This window comes from Serratia nematodiphila DZ0503SBS1, assembly GCF_000738675.1.
In the GTDB taxonomy this organism is placed as follows: Bacteria; Pseudomonadota; Gammaproteobacteria; order Enterobacterales; family Enterobacteriaceae; genus Serratia; species Serratia nematodiphila.
Genome location: NZ_JPUX01000001.1, coordinates 1694397 through 1720076 on the forward strand (window position 1 = coordinate 1694397; position 25680 = coordinate 1720076).

Sequence of the window (25680 nt, forward strand, 5' to 3'; positions counted from 1 at the left end):
ATTATTTGATTTATTTATAATTATACTTAGTGGCCCGGTTGTCCGGGCCCTGTCTGTTCATGCTATTCCAATGGCGATGGTTGCACCCCCTGCGGGATTGGGCAGCGGTACGGCTGTTCGGCGCGCTGGCGCTCGAACTCGCTGCGGCAGCGCGCCAGCAGGGCGCTGTCGCTCAGCAGATCGATGGCGGTCGCCGCCATCACCTTGCCGGCCAGGCACATGCCCTTATGGGCGATAGCGGTACGGCCCTGCGCCACCAGTTGCCAGGTGTGCAGCGGAGTGCCGAGTGCGAAACAAGGACTGAAGCATTGGGCGGTCGGCGCCACCCAGCTCACGTCGCCAACGTCGGTAGAGCCGTACAGCAGGTCGTCGGATTCCACATAAGGCGCGACCTCGTCCATCAGCACCTTATCTCCCAACTGCTGCACCCACTCGCGTCCGGCCGCGCCGCCGGTGCGGGCAATATTGAGTTTGGCGTTGCGCAGGTCGTCTCGGCTCAGGGTCTGACGGATCTCCTCGGCGAAGCGGCGCTCGGCATCGCTGTACTCGGGCAGACCGAAATCGCACAGGTTTTGATACATCGCGCGTTCCAGGCTGCGGTTCGGCACATAGTTGGAGCAGGCCTTGTCGAAGCGCACTTCCACCTGGGTGTCAGTCATCAGCGCTGCGCCCTTGGCGATGTTGATCACCCGCTGGTAAATGTCCTGCGCCTGATCGAGCTGCGGCGCGCGGATCAGGTACAACACTTCGGCATCGGCCTGCACCACGTTGGGGGAGCTGCCGCCGGTGTGGGTGACCGCATAGTGCAGCCGCGCTTCCTGCACGATATGTTCGCGCAGGAAGTTGGCGCCGGTATTCATCAGCGTCACCGCGTCCAGCGCGCTGCGCCCCAGGTGCGGCGAGTTGGCGGCATGGGCGGCGACGCCCTTGAAGTGAAACGCCGCCTGAATGTTGGCCAGCGTACTGGTGTTGAACATGCCGCTGAAGCCTTCCGGGTGCCAGGTGAGTGCGGCGTCGACGTCGTCGAACAGGCCTTCGCGCACCATAAAGGTTTTGCCGGAACCGCCTTCTTCGCCGGGGCAGCCGTAGAAGCGCAGGGTGCCGCTCAGCCGGTTCTGCTGCATCCACGCCTTGGCGGCGAAGGCGCCGGCCAGCGCGGCGGTGCCCAGCAGGTTGTGGCCGCAGCCATGGCCGTTGCCGTTTTCCACCAGCGGCTGCGGCGTGGCGCAACCGGCCTGCTGGCTCAGCCCGGCCAGCGCGTCGTACTCGCCCAGCAGCGCGATAATCGGGTGGCCGCTGCCGTAGCTGGCGATAAACGCCGTCTCGATGTCGCCCACGCCGCGTTCAACCGAGAAGCCTTCCTGTTCCAGCGCATCGGCCAGCAACGTGGCGGAATAGGTCTCGTTAAAGCGCGTTTCCGGGTGGTCCCAAATCGCGTCGCTCAGCGCGCTGAAGCGGGACTGGCGTTGGTCAATGTAGTCGTCGATAAAGGCCTGCAGTTCTGAGTTGCTCATGCTCCGCTCCCGAATGTCGGCAGGTTCAGCGCCAGCGACGCCAGCGTTTTCACCGCCACCGCCATCACCTGCTCGTTGAAGTCGAATTTCTCGTTATGGTGCCCGGCGCTCAGCTCGGTGCCGAAAATGACGTATGAGGCCTGGCCGCCGTGCGATTTCACCCGTTCCATCATGTAGGTGGCGTCTTCTGAGCCGGCGGCCTGTTCGCGGCGATCGACCACCGAGGCCAGCTCGGTTATCTGCTGCGCCTGGCGGCGGATGTAATCCACCCACGGTTGGGTCGGTTTGCTGCTCTGCGCCGCGCCCATCAGCGCGATATCGCAGGCGACGCCGTGCATTTTGGCGGCGCCTTCGATGGCGTTCAGCGCCTGTTGATAAACAAACGCGTTGATCTCATTGGTGGCGCCGCGCGTCTCCACCTTCATAAACGCCCGATCGGCAATCACGTTGCGGCCGGTGCCGGCCTGCAGCACGCCGACATTGATGCGCGAGCTGCCTTCGCTGTGGCGCGGGATGGCGTAAAGCCCCAGCGCAGCCTGCGCCGCCGCCAGCAGCGCGTTGCGGCCGTCTTCCGGCTTGGCGCCGGCGTGCGAGGCGACGCCGCGAAAGGTGACGTCCAGCTTGCTGGTGGCCATAAAGCTGTCGCTGCCGCACACCAGCTCACCGGCCGGCACGCCGGTGCCGATATGCACCGCGGTGAAGAAATCGACGTCGTCCACCACGCCGGCCTCCACCATCGATTTTGCGCCGCGTGTGCCTTCTTCCGCCGGCTGGAAGATCAGTTTGACGGTGCCGCGAAGCTGGGACTCCAGGCTTTTGAACACGTGTGCCAGCCCCAGGCCGATGGTGGTATGGCCGTCATGACCGCATGCATGCATCATGCCGCTGTTGCAAGAGGCGAACCCTTCACGGAACGGCAGGTGTTCGGGTTCCAGCAATTCGTTGAGATCGAGGGCGTCCATATCCACGCGGTAAGCGATAGTCGGGCCGGGGCGGCCGGTATCGAGCGTTGCGACGATGCCGGCGAAGCCGCCGGAAAAATGCGGCAACCATTTTTCCAACGCCCCCTGATTGCGGGCGCGCTGTTCCTGCGCTTCCAGCTCGGCGGGCGAGGGCAGCCCCATGCGCGCCTCTGCCTTGATGACCTCGCGGCCCAGCTGCAGGCGATAGCCCAGCCGATCGAGTTCTTCCGCCACCAGGGTGGCGGTGCGGAACTCAAACCAGCCGGATTCGGCATAGCGGTGGAAGTCGCGGCGCCAGGCCTGCAATTGCGGGTACAAATCAGCCACCAACATCGAAAGCGAATTAGTCATAGTGATATCTCATAAGTTATCGCGCGCTGGATCGCTCCAGGCAGCAGTTATGCTCTGAACTGAAATCAGACGGTGAAGCTATTGCAAAGAAAAAGGTGCGTTTGGTTACTAACTGCCGTGAATGGCGCTTATTGGCGCAGAAAATGCGCTTAATTAAGCGAAATAAGAATTTGGTTATTTATTATGTTTTTTCCGAATGTACACAATGGAATCTGGCTAAATAAGATGCCAATATCTTGCTATTGATAAACAACGGTTATCGCCTTTCGCCTATGCCAGCCTCGATAAAATTGCACCAATTACGTGCATTTGTGGACGTTAGCCGCCAGGGCAGCATCCGCGCCGCCAGCCGCACCTCTCGCCTTTCCCAGCCTGCGCTGACCAAGGCCATTCAGGAGCTGGAAGAGGTGCTGGGCGCCAAGCTGTTTATTCGCCGCAGTCAGGGGGTGGTATTGACCGACTGCGGCGATAACTTTTTCCAGCATGCCAGCCTGATCCTCGAAGAGCTGCGGGTGGCGCAGGAAGACATTCAGCAGCGGCTGGGGTTGGCGGGCGGCACGGTGAATATCGGCGTTGGCGGCAGCATTGCGCGCACCGTGATGCCGCAGGTGGTCACCCAGTTTCACCGTGAGTATCCCAACGTGAAGGTGCGCATCGTCGAGGGGCAACTGGTGTCGATGATCCCAGAACTGCGCCAGGGCGAGCTGGATTTTACCGTCAATACCTATTATCCCAGCAGCCTCGACAACGAGCTGCAGTATGAACGGCTGATGGAAAAAGAGTATCGGGTAGTGGTGCGCAAAGGGCATCCGATGGAGGGGGCGACCTCGCTGAAACAGCTGCAGCACTGCGACTGGACCATGCCGACACCGAAAGGCAGTTACTATCGGCTATTGCACGATCTGTTCGGGGACTTGGGCATGGCGCCGTCGATCAGCGTGACCTGCGAGACCTTTATGGCCTGTACCAGCCTGGTGGCGCAGAGCGATTTTGTCAGCATTCTGTCGGTGGACGTGATTTCGGATCCGATTTTGGGCAAGCATTTGGTGCCGCTCGAGCTGGAAGAGCGTCTGCCGAAAGCGACGTTTTATCTTATCCAACGCAAGGACACCACCCTGACGCCGATGGGCGCGCACCTGGCGCGCCTGTTTCGCCTTTACTGTCGGTGATACCGGGGCCCTGCCGGGCCCCGGCATTAGAAGGCGATCGACCCCTGCACGAAGAAGGTGCGCGGTTCGCCGACGTACTTGCCGAAGTTGTTGTCGTTGGAGCGGGTGAAGTAGCGCTGATCGAACAGGTTTTTCACCCCGGCACCCAGCGTCAGGTTCGACAGCTGCGGCCCGAAGTTATATTCCCCGCGCATATTCCACACCATGTAACCGGCGATATTGCCGAACTGGCCATCGGCGCTTTCCTGCGTGATGTACTCCGGCCCGGTGCCCGGCGAATGCTGTTTCGACTGCGCATAACCGTCCAGATTCCATACCCAGTTGCCGGTGGCGTAACGTGTACCGACGGTATAGACCTGGCGCGAGTAGAACGGCAGATCTTTACCGGCGAAATCGCCCTTGTCGGTGCTGGCCTTGGTGTAGGTATAGCTGGTGTAGACGCTGGCGCCGTCGAGCGCGCGATTCAGATCGCTGAGATCGTAGCTGAGTGCCAGCTCGATGCCTTTGTGCTTGGTGGCACCCATGTTGGTCCAGCCCACGTCGTTGCTGATGTACTGCAGCTGGTTATCGAAGTCGATGTAGAACAGCGTGGCCTCGGCCTTGACTACGGTGTCGTCGTAGCGAGTGCCGAATTCATAGGTGTGCGCTTTTTCCGCCGTTAGCCCCGGCGCCGGCTGGTTGCCGTTGCCGCCTTTGGTCAGTTGGAAATACTGCATGCTGCCGAACGAAGTGTTGGCGTTGGCGAACAGTTTCCAGGCATCGGACAGGTGGTACATCACGTTCAATGACGGCAGCGGCTCGCTGTAGCTTTTCTTGCGGCTGATATTGTTGAACGAATCGTCCACGTGGGTGCGGATGCTTTCATAACGCAGGCCCGGCGTGACCGTCCAGTTGCCGACGTTAATGGTGTCGTCGATATAGAACGCGTTGGCCGCGGTGCCGCCGGAGGTGTGCTGGTAATAATCCGGGGTCTCCGGCGTCGAGCCGATATTCGCCGGGTTATACCAGGCCGAACGCGACGCCTTTTCATCCATGGTTTCATTCAGATAGCGGTAACCGAGAGTGATCTCGTGCGCCATATCCCAGAAACGGAAGACCTGCGAGTAACTTGGTTCGATAGCCCAGGTTGAATAGTGGCGCGGATAGGAGACCATGCGCCGCTGGCCCGCGTTTTTGCCGGTGCCTTCCGATTCGATGTTGCTGCCGCGGTAGCTGTCGGTGAAGTAGGTCAACACTTCGAACTGTTTGTCGTCTTCCTGATGTTTGTACTTGAACGACATATCCTTGCGGCGGCCTTCGAACTGGTCCCACGGCCGCGTGGATTGGAACGGGTTTTGCGCGTATTGCGCGGTGCTCAGCCCGCCCGGCATGCCGGCTTTGGCGTCGTAGTAGTGGAAATTGGCCAGCAGCTCGTCACGATCGGTGAACGCATAACGCGTTTTCAGCATGAAATCGTCGATGTCGGTGTTGTCGTTGTTGTCGCGGTAACCTTGGCCGTGCAGCCCGGAGTAGAGCAGTTCGGCGCCGAGGCCGTTGTCTGCGGTGCCGCCCATGGAGGCGCTGGTCAGGGTCTTCAGGCCGCCGTGGCTGGCGCCCTGGGTTTGTACGCTGGCGGTGCCGCCAAACGTTTTGGGAATGTCGCGGGTAACGAAGTTGATCACGCCGCCGACGTTCTGCGGCCCGTAGCGCACCGCCCCGCCGCCGCGCACCACGTCCACCGATTGCAGATTACCGATAGACAGCGGGGCCATCGACAGCTGCGGCTGGCCGTAAGGCGCGACCGCCAGCGGGACGCCGTCCATCAGAATGGTGGAGCGTGGAGAAAGACGCGAAGTCAGGCCGCGCACGCCGACGTTAAGCGAGATGTCACTGCCGCCGGTGCCGTTGCTGTCGCGCACTTGCACGCCGGGTACGCCGCGCAGGCTATCGGCGATGGTTTGGTCGCCCTGTTCGTGCATTTGCTGCTGGGTGACGATGGAACGCGCGCCCGGATGGTTGAGCAGCACCGAACTGGTATCGGGGTTGTCCAGCCAGTTGCCGACGACGGTCACGGTGTCGGTATCGTTCTGAGATGAGTTATCAGTAGCAAGGACAGGGAATGCGACGGCGATGGAAGCCGTCAGCAGAGAAAGCCGAAAAAGAGGTGACATAATAATGCCTTAAGAGTTTCAGACCCGGATGTGTTTTTTTAGAAAAGACAATCTTAATGATAATTATTGGCAAGTAAATAGAATTGTTACGGGATAGTTAAGCGGGTAACTAAATAATGAATGCGGGAAACAGGGCCCGGCTGGCGGGCCCTGGCGGGGGTTATTGCGGCGTAAGCCAGAAGACGCCGCTGTAATCCAGCGCGGTGAATTTCCGGTGCACCATTTCGATATCCGCTTGCGGATCAATATCTTTAAACAGCGCCGGGTGCAGGAACTTGGCGATCGCCTCAACCGCGATAAAGTTGAGCGGCGTGTCGTAAAATTGATGGTAAATCGCCATCACGCGTTTTTCTTTCACCGCTTTCAGCACGTTAATGCCGGTGCGATCCAGCAGGTGCGCCAGTTTCTTTTGGCTGGTGGCCATATCGGTGGCGTAACCCAGCGGCACCGCCAGCGTGCCGCGATGGCCGCGGCTCCAGTCGGCGCCGGTCAGCAGATAGAAATCCGGGTTGCTGCTGATCACCTGTTCGACGTTCACTTCACCGCCCATGTCTGAAAATAGCGTGCTGCCGATATTATTGCCGCCGGCGGTATCGATGAACTGCCCGAAGCTGCCTTTGCCGAAGGTGTTGCAGCACTGTTCGCCTTTGATACCGGCGCTGCGCTCGATGAAGACGCTGGGGCGCTGCTCCGGTTTCAGCGTGGCGACCCGCTGCCGCACCAGCTCGAGGCGCTGCTGATAGAGACGGATGAAAGCATCGGCATTGGGCTGCTCGTCAAATACTTTACCCAACAGCGCCATGCTGGCGACGGTGTTGGTCAGCGGCTGTTGGCGAAAATCGATGATCAGCACCGGGATGCCGACTTTTTCCAACTGGGTCAGCACGCCGCTGTCTTTCAATTTGCTCAGCAGGCCAATGTCGAAAATGATCAGATCCGGTTGACGCACCACCGCGCTTTCTACGCTGAAATCACTGGTGTAGGGGTTGTCGAAGGTGGGGATCTGCATGACCTGTGGGAATTTTTTCGCGTAGGCTTCAACCAGATCCGGCGCTTTGACCTTCAGCGAGTTGTCCCAGGCGATGATGTTTTTCAGCGGCTCCTGCGGATGCAGAATATTCAGCGCCAGCAGCGCGCGGGCATCGGCCAGGATAACGCGTTTGGCCGGTTGCGGCAGGGTGACCTGGCGGCCGGCGACATCGGTGACGACGATCGGCGCGGCTTGAGCGGCGCCGGCCAACAGTAAAACGCAGGCGGCCAACCAGCGGCCGGCTTTGGCGATAAGAACAGCGGGCATGAAGATCCTTGGGTAATCGGCGAAGAACGAGAGCGCAATGATAAGCGATATCCTTTCGATTTTTGAACTCCCTCGATGCCGATAGTTACTCATGGCCCATCAGCGGGTCGCTGACGCTGTGTTCGCCATCTTCCAGCCGCCCCGCCAGGCGGCGCAGCCAGCCCCCGGCGCTTTGCAGCGTAATATCGTACCAACCGCCGCTGGCGCGGGCGTCAAACGCTTGCTGATGGCTGCCGCCCGCAGGCAGCGTGATAGGCCACGGGCCTTGCTGCGTGTAAGGGCAGCGTTCGAGGGTGACCGTTATCGCTTCGGGGGCCGGGTTATTCAACTGCAGCAGCAGGTTGCGCCCCGTCGGGCGCAAACGCACCTCCGGCTGCGGCCGGCTCAGGGCGCCGCGCAACTCACGATGAAAGCCGTTGGGGCCAAGCAGCCACAGATGGTACTCATTCTCCGTTTGCCAGTCGTCGCTGACCGCCTTGCCCGCCTCGACGGTAAAACGGCGCGGGATCTGCGCCAGATCGCGCCGGTCGTAGACGTGAAACACCGCTCCCTGCTCGCCGGTATTGAACAGGTTCAGCGTCACGCGGCGTTGCTCGACCGCGACGCTGGCCTCGACGTGCAGCTGGTAGGGCAACGCGCGGGAAGGGCGCGCCAGGCGGCGTTGATGGGGTAAACGCTGGTGGGCGGGCGATGGCAGCGGTACTTGCGGCAGCTGTTCCTGACGCTGGCGCAGGCCGTCGGCGGCGTGGCGGCTGGTGGCGGGCAGGCTCGGCAGCGCTTCGCCGTTAGGATCGACAAAGTTGAACGCCGAAGTGAGATCGCCGCACACCGCGCGGCGCCAGGCGCTGATGTTGGGTTCATGCACCTGAAAGCGCTTTTCCAAAAATTGCAGCACCGAGGTGTGATCGAAAACCTGCGAATTGACCCAGCCGCCGCGGCTCCAGGGCGACAGCACCAGCATCGGCACCCGCGGGCCGGGGCCGTAGATGCGGCCGTCCGGCGGCGGTTGATCCTGCGAGCCGGGCGGCGCCACGTGCTGGAAGATCTCGGTGTCGAACGGCACCGTCGATTTACCGGCGAAGCTGCCGTCTTCGCGCAGCGACGGCGCGGAAGGCGAAGGCATATGGTCAAAAAAGCCGTCGTTTTCGTCGTAGTTGACCAACAGAACGGTTTTACTCCACACCTCCGGGTTGTCGGTCAGCGCGTTGAGGATCTCTTGGGTGAACCAGCCGCCCTGTACCGGGCTGGAGGGATCGGGGTGTTCCGAATAGGCCGCCGGCGCGATGATCCAGCTGACCTGCGGCAGTTTGCCCTGCTGCACGTCGGCGCGGAATCCGGCCAGCATGGCGTCCAGATCGTTGCCGTCGGCGGCCGGCAGAGTGTTGCCGTTGCCTTTGTACAGCGGTGCGGCCTCGTTGAGCGCATCGCTATAAGGCACGAAAGCGTTGAAGTCTTTCGGTGGCCACGCCGGGTTGCCCACTTGAATGCTGGCGGCGCGGTATTGGCGAAAACCCGCCAGCGGGTTGTCGGTAAAGTTGTCCGGCAGGAATTGATACACCTTCCAGCTGACGCCGCTTGCCTCCAGCCGTTCCGGATAGGTTGTCCACTGGTAGCCGCTGTCCGCCGGGCCGGGGCTGTCCCATTCGTTGACCACCACCGCCACGTCGGCGGCGGACGGGCCGTTGGTGCCGGTCCAGTGGAACAGCCGGTTGGTGTTGGTGCCGGCGTGGATGGAGCAGTGATAGGCATCGCACAGGGTGAAGGCGTTGGCCAGCGCAAACTGGAACGGCAGCTCCTGCTGGCGGTAGTAGCCCATCGAGGCCGGCGTTTTGTAGGTGGGCCAGGCGCTCATGCGGCCGTGATCCCAGGCGGCTTGCTCATCCACCCACGAGTGCGGCGTGCCGGTGACGCGCTGGGCGTTGCCGCGTTTGCTGTCCAGATGGTAGGGCAGCACCAGCCGTTCGGCGCCCTGTTGCTGCCAGACCAGGCGATCGCCGGGCAGTGGAATGGTAAATCGATCGCTGAAGCCGCGCACGCCCGGCAAGGTGCCGAAGTAGTGATCGAAAGAGCGGTTCTCCTGCATCAGGATCACCACGTGTTCGACGTCGCGCAGGGTGCCGGTGCGGTTATTGGCGGGAATGGCTAGCGCTTTGCGAATCGAGGCGGGCAACAGCGAGAACGCCGATCCGATGGCGGCAGCCCGCAGGATGTCTCTGCGAGAAAGGTCAGGCATGCGTCGTTAATCTCCGTCAGTGTGCTTTGAAGATAGCCGCTGACGACGATAATGGCGAAAAATAACAGGGAGATGAAAGCGAGAGAAACAATGCTCCCTGGCGGGAGCATTGGGGATGAGGCTTACTGTCTGATCAGGCGGCCGAGCGTCGGCGCCGTTTCGAAATCGCTGCGGAAGGGGTTGATGTCCAGGCCGCCGCGGCGGGTGTAACGCGCGAACACGCTGAGTTTTTCCGGGCGGCAGCTCTGCTTGATGTCGTTGAAAATGCGCTCGACGCACTGCTCGTGGAATTCGTTGTGCTGGCGGAAGGAGATCAGGTAGCGCAGCAGGCTTTCGCGATCGATTTGGCGGCCTTCATAGCGGATCACCACGCTGCCCCAGTCCGGCTGGTTGGTGACCAGGCAGTTGGATTTCAGCAGATTGGAAGACAGCGTCTCCGCTACGTGCTCCCCTTGATCGGCCGCGCCGCTCAGGTATTCCGGTTTGAAGGCGAAGTCATCGACCGCGATATCCAGATCGTCGATGTTGATGCCCGGCAGACGATCGATCTGCGCCGGATAACCTTCCAGACCCGGATAGAGCTTGACGGTGACCTGGCCATTGGCCGCCTGCGACAGATCCTTCTGCATAGCGGCGCTCACCTGTTCCACGCTGTCGAAGCGCGTTTGGTTGAAGCTGTTGAGATACAGCTTGAACGATTTGGATTCGATCAGGTTCGACGAGGAATGCGGGAAGGTAAATTCGCCGATGCCCACCACCGGCTTGCCCTTGGCGTTGAGCCACGACAGCTCGAAGGCGGTCCACAGATCAAAGCCGCTGAACGGCAGTTGCCGCTCGTCCACGCCGATCAGATCGCGGCCGCGGGCACGCGGCAAGGCTTCGAGCAATGCGGGAGCATATTGATCCGGATAATCGGAGTTCGCGCCAAGATGGGTGATTTTATCTTGCTTTTGGATATGCATATTCATTGCCCTTTGCTTGTTCGGTATTGATGTAGCGATTAAACAGACTGCGGGTGGCGTAGATCGGCCCGACGCCCAGCAGGGCGTAAACCACCTTGATCAGGAACTGCGACAGGATCATGGTTTTGATGATGTCCCAGCTCAGCACGTTGTAGAACGCCAGCGTGCAGAACACCACGCTGTCGATGGCCGAAGCCACTACGGTGCTGGTGATCACGCGCACAAACAGGTAGCGGGAATTGGTCAACTCTTTGATTTTGCAGAGCAGGTAGGAGTTGACGTTTTCGGAGATCAGATAGGCCGCCGACGAGGCCACCAGCACCGCCATGATGCTGTGCACGATGCCGTTGTAGGTCTCGCTGTACTCCCACTGCGGAATGCTCGGCACCAGCGTCGTTACCCAAACGCCCAGGACGAAGGTCAGATTGGCGATAAACGAGATGATGATGGTGCGCCTGGCCAGCCGTAAGCCATAGAATTCGTTGAGGATATCCACCAGAATGAACGTGAGCGGGTAAATGAAGATCGCCGGCGGCGTGATGAGATTCAGCACCGGGATTTGGATCGGCTTGACGCCGCACAGCGTTGAGAAAATATAAATCACGCTGAGCGCCACGGTAATAATCAGGTAGGCGTACCAGGATCGTTCATGGCGATCGCTGAGCTCGTAGGCGGTTTTTTGTTGGTTGTCACCATAGAGTTTACGGTACAGCGCCTGCAGCTCATGCCGGCTTAAATCTTCTGATATTTCGCTGTCGGCCAGCTCATTCAGCCCCATGGTGATGGTTTTGCCGGTGGCTAATACCATAACATTGGCCGCGATGGTGCCATGCCGGGTGAAGCCCAACAGCTTGAACTTCTGATTCGGTTCCATTTATAGCCTTTCTCCAACGATGTAACCCAGGAATTGCACGGTGTCCTGAGGGCGTTTGTCCATGCTTTCGCTGTCTTTGTCGTCAACCACAAAGAAGCCGCTTTTTCCCGAGTGATACAGCAAAGGCGAATCGCAAATCAGTACCGGCGGGCGTTTGATGATGATGACTTCGCCGGGAATAAATGACCCTTTAATTTCGGTCTCTATTTTCATTGCCAACATGTTCGACTCATCGCCGAAGAAATAAGTCAAAGGGAACTCAGTGACCAGTTGCCCGATCTTGCGCTGCGAGACGGCCAGGTAGCGCGACTGCGGGATCACCGGAATGGCGGAAGGGTTCTTGTTGCCTTCGGTGGACAGCGTTTCGTTAAGCAGCTCCAGCTTTTCCAGATCGTAATCTTCGATCTCTTCACAGGAGACACCGAAGAAATCGGAGATCCGATTCACGGTGGATTGCTGAACGTTGTTCACTCTTCCGTCAAGAATTTTGTAGAGAGTCGTGCGCGTCAGGCCGCTGCGATTGGAAAAGGAAGCCTTGGTTTCACCGCGGGTACGCATCAGATATTCAATATTTTTAATGATGTTGATTTTGCGCTGTGCGTTGGTGGTTTTCATTGGCTGTCCTTACAAACATTACGCAGGCTTCACTATAACTTACGCATTGGCGTTGTCCAGATAAAAAGGCGCAGGCGAGCAGGTAACGAACTGATTATTAGTAGTAATTATTGTTTTCCGTCAGCCGTTTAGCGCAATGATATCAGCGGAGGCGGTCTGCTTCCTCTGCGCGAAAGATAAAGCCGTGCAAATCAATTGATTAGGTTTCTCTTATGGAAAAGTGAACACAAAAGCCGGTTTTATGTTTACTTTTATGTTGACCAAAGCCGATTTCATGGGCTACTGTTCATGCAAGCTGAAGTTTCTCTTTACGATCAAAACACGGAAGCCGACAGTTTTTATAATAAAAAGCTCAGAGGGGGCGTTGCCACACTCTGAGCATAATGGATAGCTTGCTACCGACACCAGGGACCCTAACCACCACGGCCGTTTATCTGCGCGATCGGCTCATTCTTTTGCATTGAATCCCCTTTTCGAGCGTTTAACACTCCCCCGTTACCGGAGGAGTGCATTACCGCGTTCACGAAAATCAGAGCGATTTCTGTGATGCCAGCGGTTTTTGCGCCCGGCTGAAGACCAGTTTAAGCAGCCAATACAGCAGGCTGGCAGCGACCAGGGAATTGATGGTCGGTACGCCCCATTCGGTCGCCAGGCCAACGGCGCCGCCGGCGATGCTGGCGACGATCGCCGCACAGCCGATAGTTGGCGTTTCGTTCGGCAACTGGCCGGTCCGGCGGCTCTCATCCAGGATCTTGCGATGGCTGCGCAGCAGATAATAGTCCACCAGCATGATGCCGATAATCGGCGGGAAGACCACGCCAAGCACCGTCAGGAAGTCGACAAAACGGTCAAGAATGCCCAGCACCGACAGCGTGGTGCCCAGAATACCGATCACCAGCGTAGTGTAGGTGTACTTCAGCTTCTTGCCGGTGATGCCTTCCACCGCATTGACGATGCCCAGCGAAGAAGAGTACAGGTTGAGATCGTTGACGCGCAGGGTGGAGAACACCACCACCAGCAAACCGGCGCCGCCGGCCGCTTGCGACATGATGGTGACCACATCCGCGGTGCCCAGGGTTTTGGCGATCAGGATCGCCAGGCCGTTCACCACGAACTCGCCGGCGATAATGGTGAAGAGCGTGACGCCGAGCACGTGCTTGCCGTTTTTGGAGTAACGGGTCAGATCGGGGGTCATCAGGCTGGCCACGATGGCGCCACCGACGACGATGGTGATGCCGGCGCTGATGGTCAGCGGTTCACCCGGCGGTGCCAGCTGGATGATCTCCTGCAGGTTATGGCCGGAAAGCGCGGTCACCGAAATATAGGCCACCAGCATGATGAACATCGGCACCGCGATACGGGCGGCGATGCGCAGCGCCTTGAAGCCGAATGCCACCAGGATGGTCAATAGCGTGCCCGAGAGCCCGGCGGCCAGGCCGAAGCCCAGCTTATTGCCGAGCGCGAAGTCGAGCGACTTGGCGAAAATGGCGTTCTGAATGCCGAACCAACCCAGCAGGCTGACGGCAACCACCACGCCGATCAGCACCGAGCCCAGACGGCCGAAGCCGCACCAGCGCGCCAGCAGGCTGCCGGAAATGCCTTCGCGCATGCCCGCCAGCCCCAGGCCGTAGGTCACCACGCCGAAGATCAGGCTGCCGACGAAGATGGCGGTGAAGGCGTCAATCAGCGTCATGGAATTGCCGAGTACGGCGCCGAGCATGAACTGGTCCAGCGCGGTCAGCATGCCCATATGCACGATGGCCACGCTTAAAAACGAAACTCGTTTATCCTGCGGCACCCGGGTGAGCGGATAATCTTCGATCTTTATCACGGTGAGATCTTCCTTGCGGTTCAAATAAATTGAATGCCTTTGGTTATCAGGCGATCGGGAATGTAGTTATCCAGATTGGCGTATTTGCAGTATTCCTCAAATTGCTGCTGAGTATGCACGTTGGCCTTCTGGTAAATGTTATAAATGCGGTTTTCGATGGTCTTATTGCTGACATTATAGATTTTGGCGATCTCTTTCACCGTAAATCTTTGCAGCATAAGGAAAATAACATCGAGTTCGGCACGGGTGAACAGCTCGTTATTGACTTCGGTGGTCAACACGCTGGGTTTTTGCTGATTGATATACTTCAGCGGCGACAGGCTGTTCATCGGCTTGGCGTTCCAGATCACGCCAATCACCTGTTTGTCATCGTTGTACACCGGCAGCTTTTCGCTGATAAACGGCGTCAGGCTGTCTTTGCCGTACCAGTAGTGCGTTTCTATGACCGTGACCCGATCGCGCGCCGCTTCGGTCATCTTGTCATGCTCGATAAAGTCGGCGGCGGAGTCGGCCCAGTCGGCGGGGAACTCGTGGTCATATTTGCCGGCGACGTCGAAATTCAGCGGCGTATTGGTATAGAGATAAGCGGCGCGGTTCATATAGAGGTGGCGGGACAGGTGGTCTTTGATGCCCCAGGGTTCGCTCAGGTGCTCCATCATGGTGATGAGGCCCTTAAAATAAGATTCATTATTTTTATGTGATGAACCCATACCCACCTCTGTGCCGCTCAGGCCGCGTTACAGGCTTTTAGCCAGATAATGGCGGGTGTGGCGATGCGCATAGTCGCCCAGCTCGCCGTAGACCCGGTAGCCCAATTTTTCGTAGAAGCCTCTGGCCTGGAAATCGAAGGTATCGACATAGGCCATATGGCAACCGCGCTTGCGGGCTTCTTCTTCGGCCAACTCCATCAATTGGCGGCCATACCCGCTTTTGCGGCATTGATCGCCAACCCACAGATACTGCACTTCCAGGCCGCCCCACCAGGTGCGCGCGACCAGGCCGCCGACGATCTGCTGGTTGTCGTCGGTAACGGTCAGGAACAGCGGGTGAATGTCTACGGGCTGGGTTTTGTGATTGTGCGCCCAAAGGCTGTCGATAACGAACTCTTCATCCTGCGGGTTGGGTTTGTCGGTGATATTAATATTCATTTTTAATATAATTCCCTGATTTAATTATTCAAAACTGAACTAGGCGCTTTCGCCCCAACCGCTTCTAATATCACTTTCGTTAATGTATTTCAAGGGTGGTTTTCACCCTTTTCCGCCTGGTGAGCGGGCGCTTATGATAGGCGCCACAGGGAGAAGAAAATAGTGAAACAGGCGGTATTAAAACGCTGAAATGCCCTGCTTACACCATCTTTTCCTACTTGCGCCTCACCAGGGCCCCACCGGGAAAACTGCAGTACTGTATGGCTCCACCGGATAGAGCAAGCTCACTTGCCGACGGGGGAGCCACTTTGTTTTTTGACGCGCCCGCCCGCGGCCACCGTTCTCTGTCTCAGATATTAAACACTCTTCTTATCAGAAGATATGCGCCGCAGATGAAAATGTGGCCGATGCCTTCTGAGCTGCGAATTCAGTCTTCTGCGATGACGCTACCCAGCGCCGGCTCGATGGTCGCGCCCAGCATGGCGCCGTGCCCTAAGGCGGGCCATTCCCGATAGCCGACGGTGAAACCGTCGAGCTGCGCCAGCTGTTCGGCCAGCAAATGCGTCGCGTCCGCCGGCAGAGCGGGGCTCTTTACACCGGGCGGGGCCGCGCGATCGCGTTCCGCCAGGCCAACCCACAGTTGCAGCCTTACCGCCGGCGCCGCGCGCCGTTCCGTCATCCGCTGCGCTTCTTGCAGGATCATGCCGTTGCCCCACCACAGCGAGGGTTCCACGGCGATATAGCGCTGAAAGGCGGCAGGATGGGTAAACAACGTGTGCAGAACGAAGAGCCCGCCGTAGGAGTGCCCCCACAGCGTCTGCCGCTGCGGATCGACCGCCAGTCTGGCGGCGATCGCCGGTTTGATCCGAGTTTCAATCAATTGCAGGAACGCATCCGCGCCCCCGCCGGCCCGCGGCGGTGTCTTCATGCCTGCCGGCAGAGGGAGCGTATAGTCGTAGGCGCGGCCGGCGGCATCGATGCGCAGATCGTTGTCATAGCCGATCATGACCAGCACCGGCGGCCGCTTCGCCGCCGCCAATTTGGCCAGTAAGGCGGCGTTCAGCTCCATCAGCACCGCGTTGCCGTCGAGGAAATAAACCGTTGGATAGCCGCCCGGCTCAGGCGCCCGATGCGGTTGGGCGATGCGAACGCGGTAATGCCGTCGGCCATCGGCGGAGGTGAAGCGCAGGTCGCTGAAGCGGTAATCCGCAGAATCGCTATCGGCTACGGTAGTGCCGATCTTGCGTTCCAAATCGGGCCTGGCCAGCACGGAACCCGGCAGCCAAAGGCCGATGGCGAGCGCCAGAAGCGCAGAGATAAAATGCCGGTTGGACAAAAACATGCGGGTTAACACCTTCGGAAAAAGGCCGATAGTAGCATCCGTTCGCGCCCGGCAAAAACCTACCTTTAGGGCGGACAAAACCCGGAAGAGGGCCGCCAGTTGCTTTGCCGGGTTAATAGCAACTCATTGTTATTATTGGTAAGTCAGGAATAAGAGAGATTGCAATTAATTAGAAATAGTTATGGTTTCTATGGAGGGGTGAATGGCGAATAGCGGGGGAAATACACGGTTATCAACGATTTTTAGCAAAAAAAGCCCTATAAAATAGGGCAAAGACACACAACAACACCAGGGAAACTTTCCGGTATCTTATATTATAGCTTCCTATACATATAGAACATTTTATTATAAATATGTAAGTGATTCTTATTGATCATTTAATATCATTATTTTTCAAATGGTTATGTGTACGGCTGAGGTATTGCGCCTGGGTCGGTTGCGGGCTATCAGGGATAGGTGGCGGGGTTTTTCTGTAACGGCGGTATGAACAAGCGAGATCATGGGCCCGATACCTTCAGGGCAATACCGGCCGGCAGGTTGCGAACATGCCGGCCGGTATTCCTCTCGCGCTGGGCACTGCGCCGCCCGATCTTCCCTGTGGGCGTCCGGTGAAAATCAGTGCTGCTGCAGCGTCAGCATCTTGCCAAGCAAAATATCGGTCGGCGGCAAAATATCCGTATCCAATCCGGCGGAGGGGGTAAAGGTTAGCTCGCCAAAAATGATGTGGCCTTGCGAGATGTAGAAATCAACGCGAACAAACTCAAAGGGCGCCGACAAGCGAGTGGCGTACTCAAACAGTTCATCGTATCCCTCAGGCTTCACGAAAGCGTCTATCTCCTCCTGGCTCAATGCCAGGCAGTCTTCGCTATAGCAAAGGAACTTGAACTCTTTGTCGAAGAAGTAATATTTTGGCGTCCCGGTATCCCTGCCGACGCACAGCAAGGTGCAGTAAGGCACACCGCGGAAACAATAGATTTTATAGTCTTCAGGCCCGTGACCATTGGCCGATTCGATATACTTTTCCCCAATGATCTTTTTTTGTATCCCTTTGTAGTTGAGTTCTACATAGGTTTTCCAGTAATCGTCTTTCATCCATCCATCGATCAGATGAGAGGCGTTTTTAATGTTCAACGATTGTTTGTTTTGGCAAATTAAATTATACCCTGAACCGTGGTTTCCCTTAATGACAAACTTATCAGGCAGCGTTTCCCAGGGTATTTCCTGCACTGAATCACAGGAGAAATACAACTCATTGAGAATCTCTTCACATCCCTTTTCTTTGATGTACTCTCTCACCGCATATTTATCTGCACATTGAGTCACCAATGCGTTATTACTGTAGTCATTCAACTTAAGATGATTTATTTTTTCATTCCAGGTTGAGGGCGACTGTAAATTCAGCGGTTTGCCAAATGCCCTTTTGTATATCAATCTGGCCTTGAACTCGGGGGCTAATACGGCCAGTTGATCTAGAATAAACTTCTTGAATTGTCTCTTCATATACGTAATTCCATCAAAGCATAGTGACAATGATTAAGACGTTCTTGTATTTAAAACGCGGGCGGTACGCTTTCACTGCGCCATTGAATGGCTGTCGGCGTTGTTCCCAGATCAAATGGCTTGTGGTCTAACGCCCGATTAAGAATGCGGGCCGATCGCCAGGCCATCAGGCTCAGCTGAGGATCGGCAATGCCGTGATTATGCATACTGGCGTTCATCGCAAATAAGCAGTTCTCCACTGGGCCTTCCCACTCAAAGGTAAAGTCCGGGGCTATGCGGTATTCGCCGTCCGCAGTCTTTAACAACCGGTGGGCCAAAGGCTCAAGGAACTCAGGCGTCGCCGATTGATAACCGGTGGCAAAGATCACCACGTCCGCCTTGAAGGTTTCCTGGCCGTGATCGAGATGATGACGCGTTTCGAGCTGGTAGGCGTTATCCAGCGTGTGTTTCACGGCCGTCAGCGAACGGCTGGGCAGCAGGCGCACCCATAATTTCTCGCGCAGGACGTCGAAGCGGTGGTACATGGCGCGATAAATCGCCAGCAGCGACTCACTGGTGATGCCATCTGAGGTCATCTTCTGTTCGGCCAGCATATGCCGCTTGGCCGCGCTGTCCAGTGAGTAAAAGCTCTCGACGTAATCGGGCGTGAAGTATTCGTTGGCAAAAGCAGCCTCATCGAGCGCATTGTAGTTATTGCGGCGCGATATCCAGTCGAGCTGCGCCGGCTGCCCCCATTCTCCTTTAAACATATTCAGGAACAGATCTGCGCCGCTCTGGCCGCCGCCGACGATCGCCACGCGTTTGCCGGTCAGATCGGGGTTGCGCAGCATCATTTCGCTGGCATGGAAACAGCGATCGCTTTGCATCGTCACGCAATCCGGCAACTTTATTTTCTTGCCTATGCCAATGCTGACGTGTTTGGCGTGGAAGACCTTATTCGAGGTGGTCACCACGAACTGGCGCTGCCGATCGTCAAATTCGACCCGCTGAACGTCTTGATTGAATGCCAATGATCCCATCCCGGCGGCGGCCCAGGTGAGGTAATCGGCGAACTCTTCGCGCGATGCGGTGCGCTGCTCCGTCGTTAGGAAACGATAAAATTTTCTGTTTTTTACCAGATAGTTGAGAAAACTGTAGCGATTGGTTGGGGCAACCGCGCTCACTAAATCTTTTAAAAAGTTGGTCTGCATACTGCAATCCGCCAGGATCATCCCTGGGTGCCAGGAGAAATGAGGTTTGCGTTCAAGGAACTGTCCCGTAAATCCCTCTATTTCACTTCCTAAGGCTGCCAGGCTAAGATTCGACGGGCCAAGGCCAATACCGATGATATCCAAACGCTGATTCATTAATAAGCTCCAGTATAATGAGAATAATACCCAGAAATACGACTGCAGATAGGGTGGCTTATAGCAACCAGGCTGCCTTTTTCTTATAAGTAAGCTTCACGAATTAAATGTAATTAAAAGGTGTGCGGGCCAAAAATACCGCAATTTTAAATGCCCGTTTAGAATTCGATAGCGCATCAGGCAAAGGCTACGGGCGTATTTCTTTCCATGAAAATCCCTATGAAGGTTTGCGCGTGTATTTAATGAATATTCCTAAGTAAAATTCCGATGCCCCCCTGATTCATCAAGCCATGAAAACGGCCACCAGGGAGGATGCCCACCGTATGAGTTCTTATCTGCTTTTCTGATGTATATGCCATTGCACTGCCGGGCTCGGTGTATTCGATGCTTAGAATAGCCTTAAAATAGGCGCGGGGAAGGTGAAATAACGTGATATTAGAGGCAGGATGCTTTTTGCAAAGATGAAATCGGAAGTGAAATTATGAAATCTGTGCGTTGTAAGTTGATTTTTATCATTTAATTCAATATGTTATTTTGCGGCAGGGCGTCACACTTTTTCACTAAGGTGATACGCACACTTCTGTACCTTTATCTCCTCTTGTTGCCCCCCGAACGGCAATATTTTACCCCGAGCTGCACCCTATGGACGCGGATGGTTCGCGTTAACTACCGGGGGAGGGTTCGTTTAATTAATGCCGGACAAAGACTGCCCGGAGAGGACGCTTGCTCGAGCCGAGTGTGAAAAAACCTGGCCACGCTGGTGCAACGATCGCGTCCGATCCGGCAGTCTGCCTTGTCATCGTCATTGACCATTCTTACCGACAATAAAAATCTTTTCGTCAATTCGGGGCATTTTTGCACCCTGGACAGAATGACAACCGTTGCGCCAGAACCGCGAAGACCTGCCAGGTTGATCAATCACGGGAGCTTCAAATTGCTGAGGTAGTCATACTGGGCTTGCGAAATGTCCAGTTCCCCATCGCTGAAAAAGACTTTTATAAACATATCGCCCTGGCCGACGATATCTACACGTTGGTAAGTTCCCGTCACAAAACGGCGCACGATAGCCTGAATGGCATCGGTATGATTAGCAGGAACTGCATTGTTATCCGTGACTTTCTGTTCAAAAGTAATAGGGTGCTGTGCCTGAGGATCGGGACTGTATTGTGCGCGCTTGGCTGCGCTTTCGAACTTGAAATCATTAAAGGCGTTGTGGGTGGAGTTAAACATATCGGCAAGGTTTTTGATATGTGCTGCCATCTGATTCACGACCATGGTTTTATTGGTCACGAAGCGTTTACCCAAATACGTGCCAGTCACTACCGCGAGCTGGGCGGCATTTCTGCCTAAAATGCTGCCAACGCCAGAACCGGCCCCCGTCCATAATCCCGCGATCAAAACCAGACCGGCTCCGCCGACGGTACTCGACGCGATATTCTCAAAATGCTGAACACGCGCCCCCATTTGCCATGAGGTTCCGGGAAAAGAGACATTAATGCGGTTATCCAGGTGATTAATTCTTCCGCCTGGTCGTTGTCCTGACTCAATATTATTGGCGGTCAATCGGCGGTTGTTTTCATCTTTGAGTTCACCCAGCGTAAATGCGATCTGGCCGGTCTCCGTTTTTGTTAATCGAAAGACTTCTTCTGGTGACAGAGACCTGACGAGGATCAGCGCCTCATTCAAAATCTCACGGGTCAAAAAGTTGGCTGACACCCGATTATTCGATTCGTGTTGCGATGTCAGAGCTAAAATTTCATGTGACTTAGGAAATGCCATAATCCCCCCGCCATTACGATATGCACCGTAATGTGATTAGCTTTCTTTATTTTGCTTAATGTCCCAGCCCATCTGCACCGAAGCTCCTTTATTGCCTTGCTTCGCTTGCTCCCAGTATTCCATCGATACTTTACCGGCCTGAAAAGAGTATTCAATGCCTAGCGTGGAACCGTGCTCGACACCGATGAAGTCGGTATGAGTCACTAATACATCTTCCAGAGTAATGCGGGTATATTCCACTTCCTGCCCACCGGCTTTGCAAAGCGACAACTGCACCTTGGCGAGGTGTTTACCGGCCGAACAGTATTTCAATAAGGCAGGTGTCGCTTTATCTATCAGAGCCTGTACGGTCAGATCGCGAAAATTCACTTTACCCGTACCGCCGCCGCCGCCAACGGCCATATTGCCAGGCTGCCGCGCGCCCCAGTTAAAGGAGAAGACATCGATCCATTGCTTGTGATTCGCATTTTTCGATTCGCCATTAATGCCTTCAACTTTTAAAAACATATCCATTGCCATGATTTTATCACCCGATCATTAACGTATTGTTAGGTGCCCGAATGCACTTAGCTCTCTTTATTCTGCTTGATATCCCAACCAGATTTGCTTTCAGCGCCTTTAGTGCCGCTGCTGCCTTGTTCCCAGTAACTCATGGTGACTTTTGACGCCTGGAAGGCGTAATCAACCAGGATCGCATCATTTTGACCGACACCATTAAAATCGGTTTGCGTCACCAGCACGTCTTCGAGAACGATTTTGGAATATTCCACCTGGTTGCCACCCGCTTTGCATACGGAAAGCTCAATTTTCGCGACATGTTTTCCACTGGAACAATATTTAAGAATGGCGGGTGTAGATTTGTCGATAAGCGCTTGAATACGGAGGTCTTGATAATTCACTTTCCCGGAACCGCCTCCACCGCCGACAGCCATATTTCCTGGCTGTGAAGCGCCCCAGTTAAACGAAAGTACGTCGGTCCATCCTTTATGATTGCTGTCTTGGGACTCGCCCGTCATTCCTTCAACTTTCATATACATATCAATTGCCATTGTCGCCGGATCCTCCATTATTTCGCGTTGGCAGCGGAATAGGATAAAAATGTCTTATCAATGGGTAAAATTCAGCATAGCCTTATATGAATGAATTAACAGCAATGTCGTTTTTATTCGGAATGTTCCTAGTTTTAATTCAATATGTTGTGATTTAACAAAGTGATACCTTTAGAGGTTCGTGGCTATATTCCATCACCGAATGACAATAAAAAACACTCGATAAACGGAGAATATGAGTGCGCTCGTTTGACGCGTGGAGGATTGGGGGCGGGCCTTTTGAGAAAGTGCACCTGTAATGCGAAATTGCACATCCATCGGATGATGCGGTGGCGCTTTAGCGCTGGACCGCAGGGTGAGGCCGTAAGATCGAATAATCGAACGCAGTTCGATGGAGAGTCCGTACCCCAGAAAGCGAAAAACCCGCCATAGGCGGGTTATTCTAAATATGGTGCCCGGACTCGGACAACCGGCGCTGGCGCCGTGTTGAACAGCGCTTTAGCGCTGGCCCGCAGGGTGAGGCCTTTAGGCCGAATAATCGAACGCAGTTCGATGGAGAGTCCGTACCCCAGAAAGCGAAAAACCCGCCATAGGCGGGTTCTTCTGAATATGGTGCCCGGACTCGGAATCGAACCAAGGACACGGGGATTTTCAATCCCCTGCTCTACCGACTGAGCTATCCGGGCAACGGGGCGCATTAAACCGTATTGGCCGGATGGCGTCAATCGCTTTCTGTCACAAAGCCGATCGGTTGCTCTATTTTCAGGCAGCAAGCCCGGAGGGGCGGGGGACGGGGGGATATCCGCATTCAATAAATATGCATATAAAACGTGTATTTATACCATCTTAAAACGCGCGATTTTTGGTTTTTCAATTAAATAACAATGAATTATGCTTTAATCAATGGGCGTTCAATCAAGGCGATTCTCGCTTGAACCCTGCAACGAATCATGCAATCATTGCGCAAATTTTAGCACTCTCCGTTCCCTGACGGTGTTTCCGCTTCTTATAAGCCAGAGGGTTATTGGCATGACTGGTTTTGTTGCTCAAGCGCTGTTGCGCACCAGACATCTGACGCCGCCACCGTTCCGCCGTTGTTTCCTCCGCACGTCATCCGCCCGAATACGCCTGCCGGCCATGCGGTAAGGCCGCCTGACGCTCGCTGTTAGGCATGCGTAAAGCCAGCGCTGCGGCCCTGATTTTACTGATGCCTGTCGGACGCTGCCAAGACCAGTTCCCCCGATAGCCGCCTGATGATCCCCGATCATGAGCCGGTCACGCACGCCGCTTATGCTGCCGTGCCCGGGTATCGCTTTTACCGGGATAACCGCGTTATCTCATTACCGTGCCGGTGGCACACCCTCATCCTTCACCGTTTGAGAGTCAGCATGATGAAAGAATTGAAAATCGCGACCAGCGCCAGCCTGGTCGCCACCATTGAGACGCTGCGCCAGATCGTGCGCGTAGAGCAGACGGACTGCACCGACGTGGCGGCGGCGGTGGTGTCGGTCGCCGACGTGAACGCAGGCATTCTGGCGCGCTTGCAGGCGACGGGGTTCGACATTCCGACCTTCGTGGCGGTGGAAGGGGACGAGCATCTCTCGCCGGACTATCTGCCGTTTGTCAGTGGTGTTTTCGCGCTGCTGGCCGGCGCCAGCAAGCCGTTCTACATGGCGCAGCTGGAGGCCGCCGCCGACGCCTACGAGCAGGCGCTGCTGCCGCCGTTCTTCAAAACGCTGAAGACCTACGTCGAGATGGAAAACTCGACCTTCGCCTGCCCGGGGCATCAGGGCGGCGAGTTCTTCCGCAAACACCCGGCCGGCCGGCAGTTTTTCGATTTTTACGGCGAGACCCTGTTCCGTTCCGACATGTGCAACGCCGACGTCAAGCTGGGCGATTTGCTGATCCACGAAGGCTCGGCCAAGGATGCGCAAAAGCACGCGGCGCGGGTATTCAACGCCGATAAAACCTACTTCGTGCTCAACGGCACCTCGGCGGCCAACAAGGTGGTGACCAACGCGCTGCTGACCCGCGGCGATCTGGTACTGTTCGATCGCAACAATCACAAATCCAACCACCACGGGGCGCTGATCCAGGCCGGCGCCACGCCGATCTATCTGGAAACCGCCCGCAACCCGTTCGGCTTTATCGGCGGCATCGATGCGCACTGCTTCGACGAACGCTATCTGCGCGAGCAGATCCGCGAGGTGGCGCCGGAGAAAGCCGCGGCGGCGCGGCCGTTCCGGCTGGCGATCATTCAGCTCGGCACTTACGACGGCACGATTTACAACGCTCGCCAGGTGATCGACACCATCGGCCACCTGTGTGATTACATTCTGTTCGACTCCGCCTGGGTGGGTTACGAAGGCTTTATTCCGATGCTGAAAGAGTGCTCGCCGCTGCTGCTGGAGCTGGACGAGCACGATCCGGGCATTTTCGTCACCCAGTCGGTGCATAAACAGCAGGCGGGGTTCTCGCAGACCTCGCAGATCCATAAGAAAGACGACCATATCAAAGGGCAAAAACGCCACTGCAACCACAAGCACCTGAACAACGCGTTCATGCTGCATGCGTCGACCAGCCCGTTCTATCCGCTGTTCGCCGCGCTGGACGTCAACGCCAAGATGCACGCCGGCCCCGCCGGGCGCCGCATGTGGATGGACTGCGTCAAGCTGGGCATCGAGACGCGCAAACAGCTGCTCACGCGCTGCTCGCAGCTGAAGCCGTTTATTCCGCAGCAGGTGGCGGGCAAAGACTGGCAGGATTACGATACCGATCTGATCGCCAACGACGCGCGCTTCTTCACCTTCGTGCCGGGGGAGACGTGGCACGGCTTCGAAGGCTATGCCCAGGATCAGTATCTGGTGGATCCGTGCAAGCTGCTGCTGACCACGCCGGGGATTGACGCCGCGACCGGCCAATACACCGAGTTCGGCGTACCGGCCACCATTCTGGCCAACTTCCTGCGCGAGAACGGCATCGTGCCGGAGAAGTGCGATCTCAACTCGATCCTGTTCCTGCTGACCCCGGCGGAGAACCCGGCCAAGATGGAACAGCTGGTGGAGATGCTGGCGCAGTTCGAACGCTATGTCGAAGAGGATGCGCCGCTGAGCGTGGTGCTGCCGACGGTGTACCGCAAGAACGAGCAGCGTTACCGCGGCTACAGCATTCGCCGGCTGTGTCAGGAGATGCACGATCTGTACGTCAGCTTTGACGTTAAGCAGCTGCAAAAGGAGATGTTCCGTCAGGATCATTTCCCGCCGGTGGTGATGAACCCGCAGGACGCCAACGTGGAGTTTATCCGCGACAACGTCGAGCTGGTGCCGATCGGCCAGGCGGAAGGGCGCATCGCGGCGGAAGGGGCCCTGCCGTATCCGCCGGGCGTGTTGTGCGTGGTGCCGGGCGAAGTGTGGGGCGGCGCGGTGCAGCGCTACTTCCTGGCGCTCGAGGAGGGTATCAACCGCCTGCCGGGCTTCTCGCCGGAGCTGCAGGGGGTCTACATCGAGAAAAAAGATCACGGCTGGAAGCGCATCTTTGGCTATATGATCAAGCAGTAAA

19 protein-coding genes and 1 tRNA gene are annotated in these 25680 nt (G+C 56.5%); 2 read left to right on the plus strand and 18 right to left on the minus strand.

Annotated features, from left to right (window positions below; translation table 11 throughout):
• Positions 1 to 62: 62 nt before the first annotated feature.
• Both JL05_RS07775 and JL05_RS07780 read right to left on the minus strand, forming a co-directional pair.
• Positions 63 to 1514 carry a M20 family metallopeptidase gene (locus tag JL05_RS07775; RefSeq protein ID WP_033632077.1) on the minus strand — a complete coding sequence of 484 codons (1452 nt, stop codon included), beginning with the start codon at positions 1512 to 1514 and terminating at the stop codon, positions 63 to 65.
• Complete coding sequence (locus JL05_RS07780) at positions 1511 to 2827, minus strand: M20 family metallo-hydrolase (RefSeq protein WP_031300221.1); 1317 nt, start codon at positions 2825 to 2827, stop codon at positions 1511 to 1513. Before JL05_RS07780 ends, JL05_RS07775 begins: the two co-directional genes overlap by 4 nt.
• A gap of 272 nt (positions 2828 to 3099) precedes the next feature.
• On the opposite strand from JL05_RS07780, the gene JL05_RS07785 reads away from it, so the two are divergent.
• A complete protein-coding gene (locus tag JL05_RS07785; protein ID WP_015379061.1) occupies positions 3100 to 3996 on the plus strand; it encodes a LysR family transcriptional regulator in 897 nt (298 codons plus the stop codon).
• A gap of 26 nt (positions 3997 to 4022) precedes the next feature.
• Here JL05_RS07785 and JL05_RS07790 read toward each other — a convergent pair whose 3' ends face one another.
• The 16 genes from JL05_RS07790 to JL05_RS07865 all read right to left on the minus strand — a co-directional run bounded on the left by JL05_RS07790 (position 4023) and on the right by JL05_RS07865 (position 22808).
• The gene (locus JL05_RS07790) at positions 4023 to 6146 is read right to left on the minus strand and encodes a TonB-dependent receptor family protein (protein WP_033632079.1); all 2124 of its coding nucleotides are present in this window, start codon (positions 6144 to 6146) and stop codon (positions 4023 to 4025) included.
• Positions 6147 to 6306: 160 nt separating this feature from the next.
• A complete protein-coding gene (locus tag JL05_RS07795) occupies positions 6307 to 7443 on the minus strand; it encodes an ABC transporter substrate-binding protein (RefSeq protein WP_033632081.1) in 1137 nt (378 codons plus the stop codon).
• A gap of 85 nt (positions 7444 to 7528) precedes the next feature.
• Positions 7529 to 9676, minus strand: coding sequence for a phosphocholine-specific phospholipase C (locus JL05_RS07800; RefSeq protein WP_033632082.1), 2148 nt, complete (start codon positions 9674 to 9676; stop codon positions 7529 to 7531).
• 122 nt (positions 9677 to 9798) lie between these two features.
• A complete protein-coding gene (gene queF / locus JL05_RS07805) occupies positions 9799 to 10638 on the minus strand; it encodes an NADPH-dependent 7-cyano-7-deazaguanine reductase QueF (protein ID WP_033633579.1) in 840 nt (279 codons plus the stop codon).
• Positions 10616 to 11512, minus strand: a complete 897-nt coding sequence (locus JL05_RS07810; protein WP_004937338.1) for a queuosine precursor transporter — start codon at positions 11510 to 11512, stop codon at positions 10616 to 10618. Before JL05_RS07810 ends, queF begins: the two co-directional genes overlap by 23 nt.
• Positions 11513 to 12127 carry a helix-turn-helix domain-containing protein gene (locus tag JL05_RS07815; RefSeq protein ID WP_004937341.1) on the minus strand — a complete coding sequence of 205 codons (615 nt, stop codon included), beginning with the start codon at positions 12125 to 12127 and terminating at the stop codon, positions 11513 to 11515.
• A 529-nt stretch (positions 12128 to 12656) separates the two neighbouring features.
• Entirely contained in the window at positions 12657 to 13958 is a 1302-nt protein-coding gene (locus JL05_RS07820) for a cytosine permease (RefSeq protein WP_033633580.1), read from the minus strand.
• 20 nt (positions 13959 to 13978) lie between these two features.
• Positions 13979 to 14668 carry a helix-turn-helix transcriptional regulator gene (locus JL05_RS07825; RefSeq protein WP_004937346.1) on the minus strand — a complete coding sequence of 230 codons (690 nt, stop codon included), beginning with the start codon at positions 14666 to 14668 and terminating at the stop codon, positions 13979 to 13981.
• A gap of 27 nt (positions 14669 to 14695) precedes the next feature.
• Complete coding sequence (locus tag JL05_RS07830) at positions 14696 to 15106, minus strand: GNAT family N-acetyltransferase (RefSeq protein WP_004937348.1); 411 nt, start codon at positions 15104 to 15106, stop codon at positions 14696 to 14698.
• Positions 15107 to 15533: 427 nt separating this feature from the next.
• A complete protein-coding gene (locus tag JL05_RS07835) occupies positions 15534 to 16448 on the minus strand; it encodes an alpha/beta hydrolase (RefSeq protein ID WP_033632083.1) in 915 nt (304 codons plus the stop codon).
• A gap of 615 nt (positions 16449 to 17063) precedes the next feature.
• Entirely contained in the window at positions 17064 to 17948 is an 885-nt protein-coding gene (locus tag JL05_RS07840; protein WP_033632084.1) for an ATP-grasp fold amidoligase family protein, read from the minus strand.
• A gap of 50 nt (positions 17949 to 17998) precedes the next feature.
• Complete coding sequence (locus JL05_RS07845) at positions 17999 to 19294, minus strand: lysine N(6)-hydroxylase/L-ornithine N(5)-oxygenase family protein (protein ID WP_033632085.1); 1296 nt, start codon at positions 19292 to 19294, stop codon at positions 17999 to 18001.
• Positions 19295 to 20212: 918 nt separating this feature from the next.
• Positions 20213 to 21073, minus strand: a complete 861-nt coding sequence (locus JL05_RS25730; protein WP_228392543.1) for a hypothetical protein — start codon at positions 21071 to 21073, stop codon at positions 20213 to 20215.
• 36 nt (positions 21074 to 21109) lie between these two features.
• The gene (locus JL05_RS07855; protein WP_004937359.1) at positions 21110 to 21592 is read right to left on the minus strand and encodes an Hcp family type VI secretion system effector; all 483 of its coding nucleotides are present in this window, start codon (positions 21590 to 21592) and stop codon (positions 21110 to 21112) included.
• Between the two features lie 47 nt (positions 21593 to 21639).
• Positions 21640 to 22122, minus strand: coding sequence for an Hcp family type VI secretion system effector (locus JL05_RS07860; RefSeq protein WP_004937362.1), 483 nt, complete (start codon positions 22120 to 22122; stop codon positions 21640 to 21642).
• A 610-nt stretch (positions 22123 to 22732) separates the two neighbouring features.
• Positions 22733 to 22808 (minus strand) — tRNA-Phe (locus tag JL05_RS07865).
• A 705-nt stretch (positions 22809 to 23513) separates the two neighbouring features.
• Between JL05_RS07865 and speF the strand changes: the two genes are divergently transcribed.
• The gene (gene speF / locus JL05_RS07870; RefSeq protein ID WP_033633581.1) at positions 23514 to 25679 is read left to right on the plus strand and encodes an ornithine decarboxylase SpeF; all 2166 of its coding nucleotides are present in this window, start codon (positions 23514 to 23516) and stop codon (positions 25677 to 25679) included.
• Position 25680 lies beyond the last annotated feature (1 nt).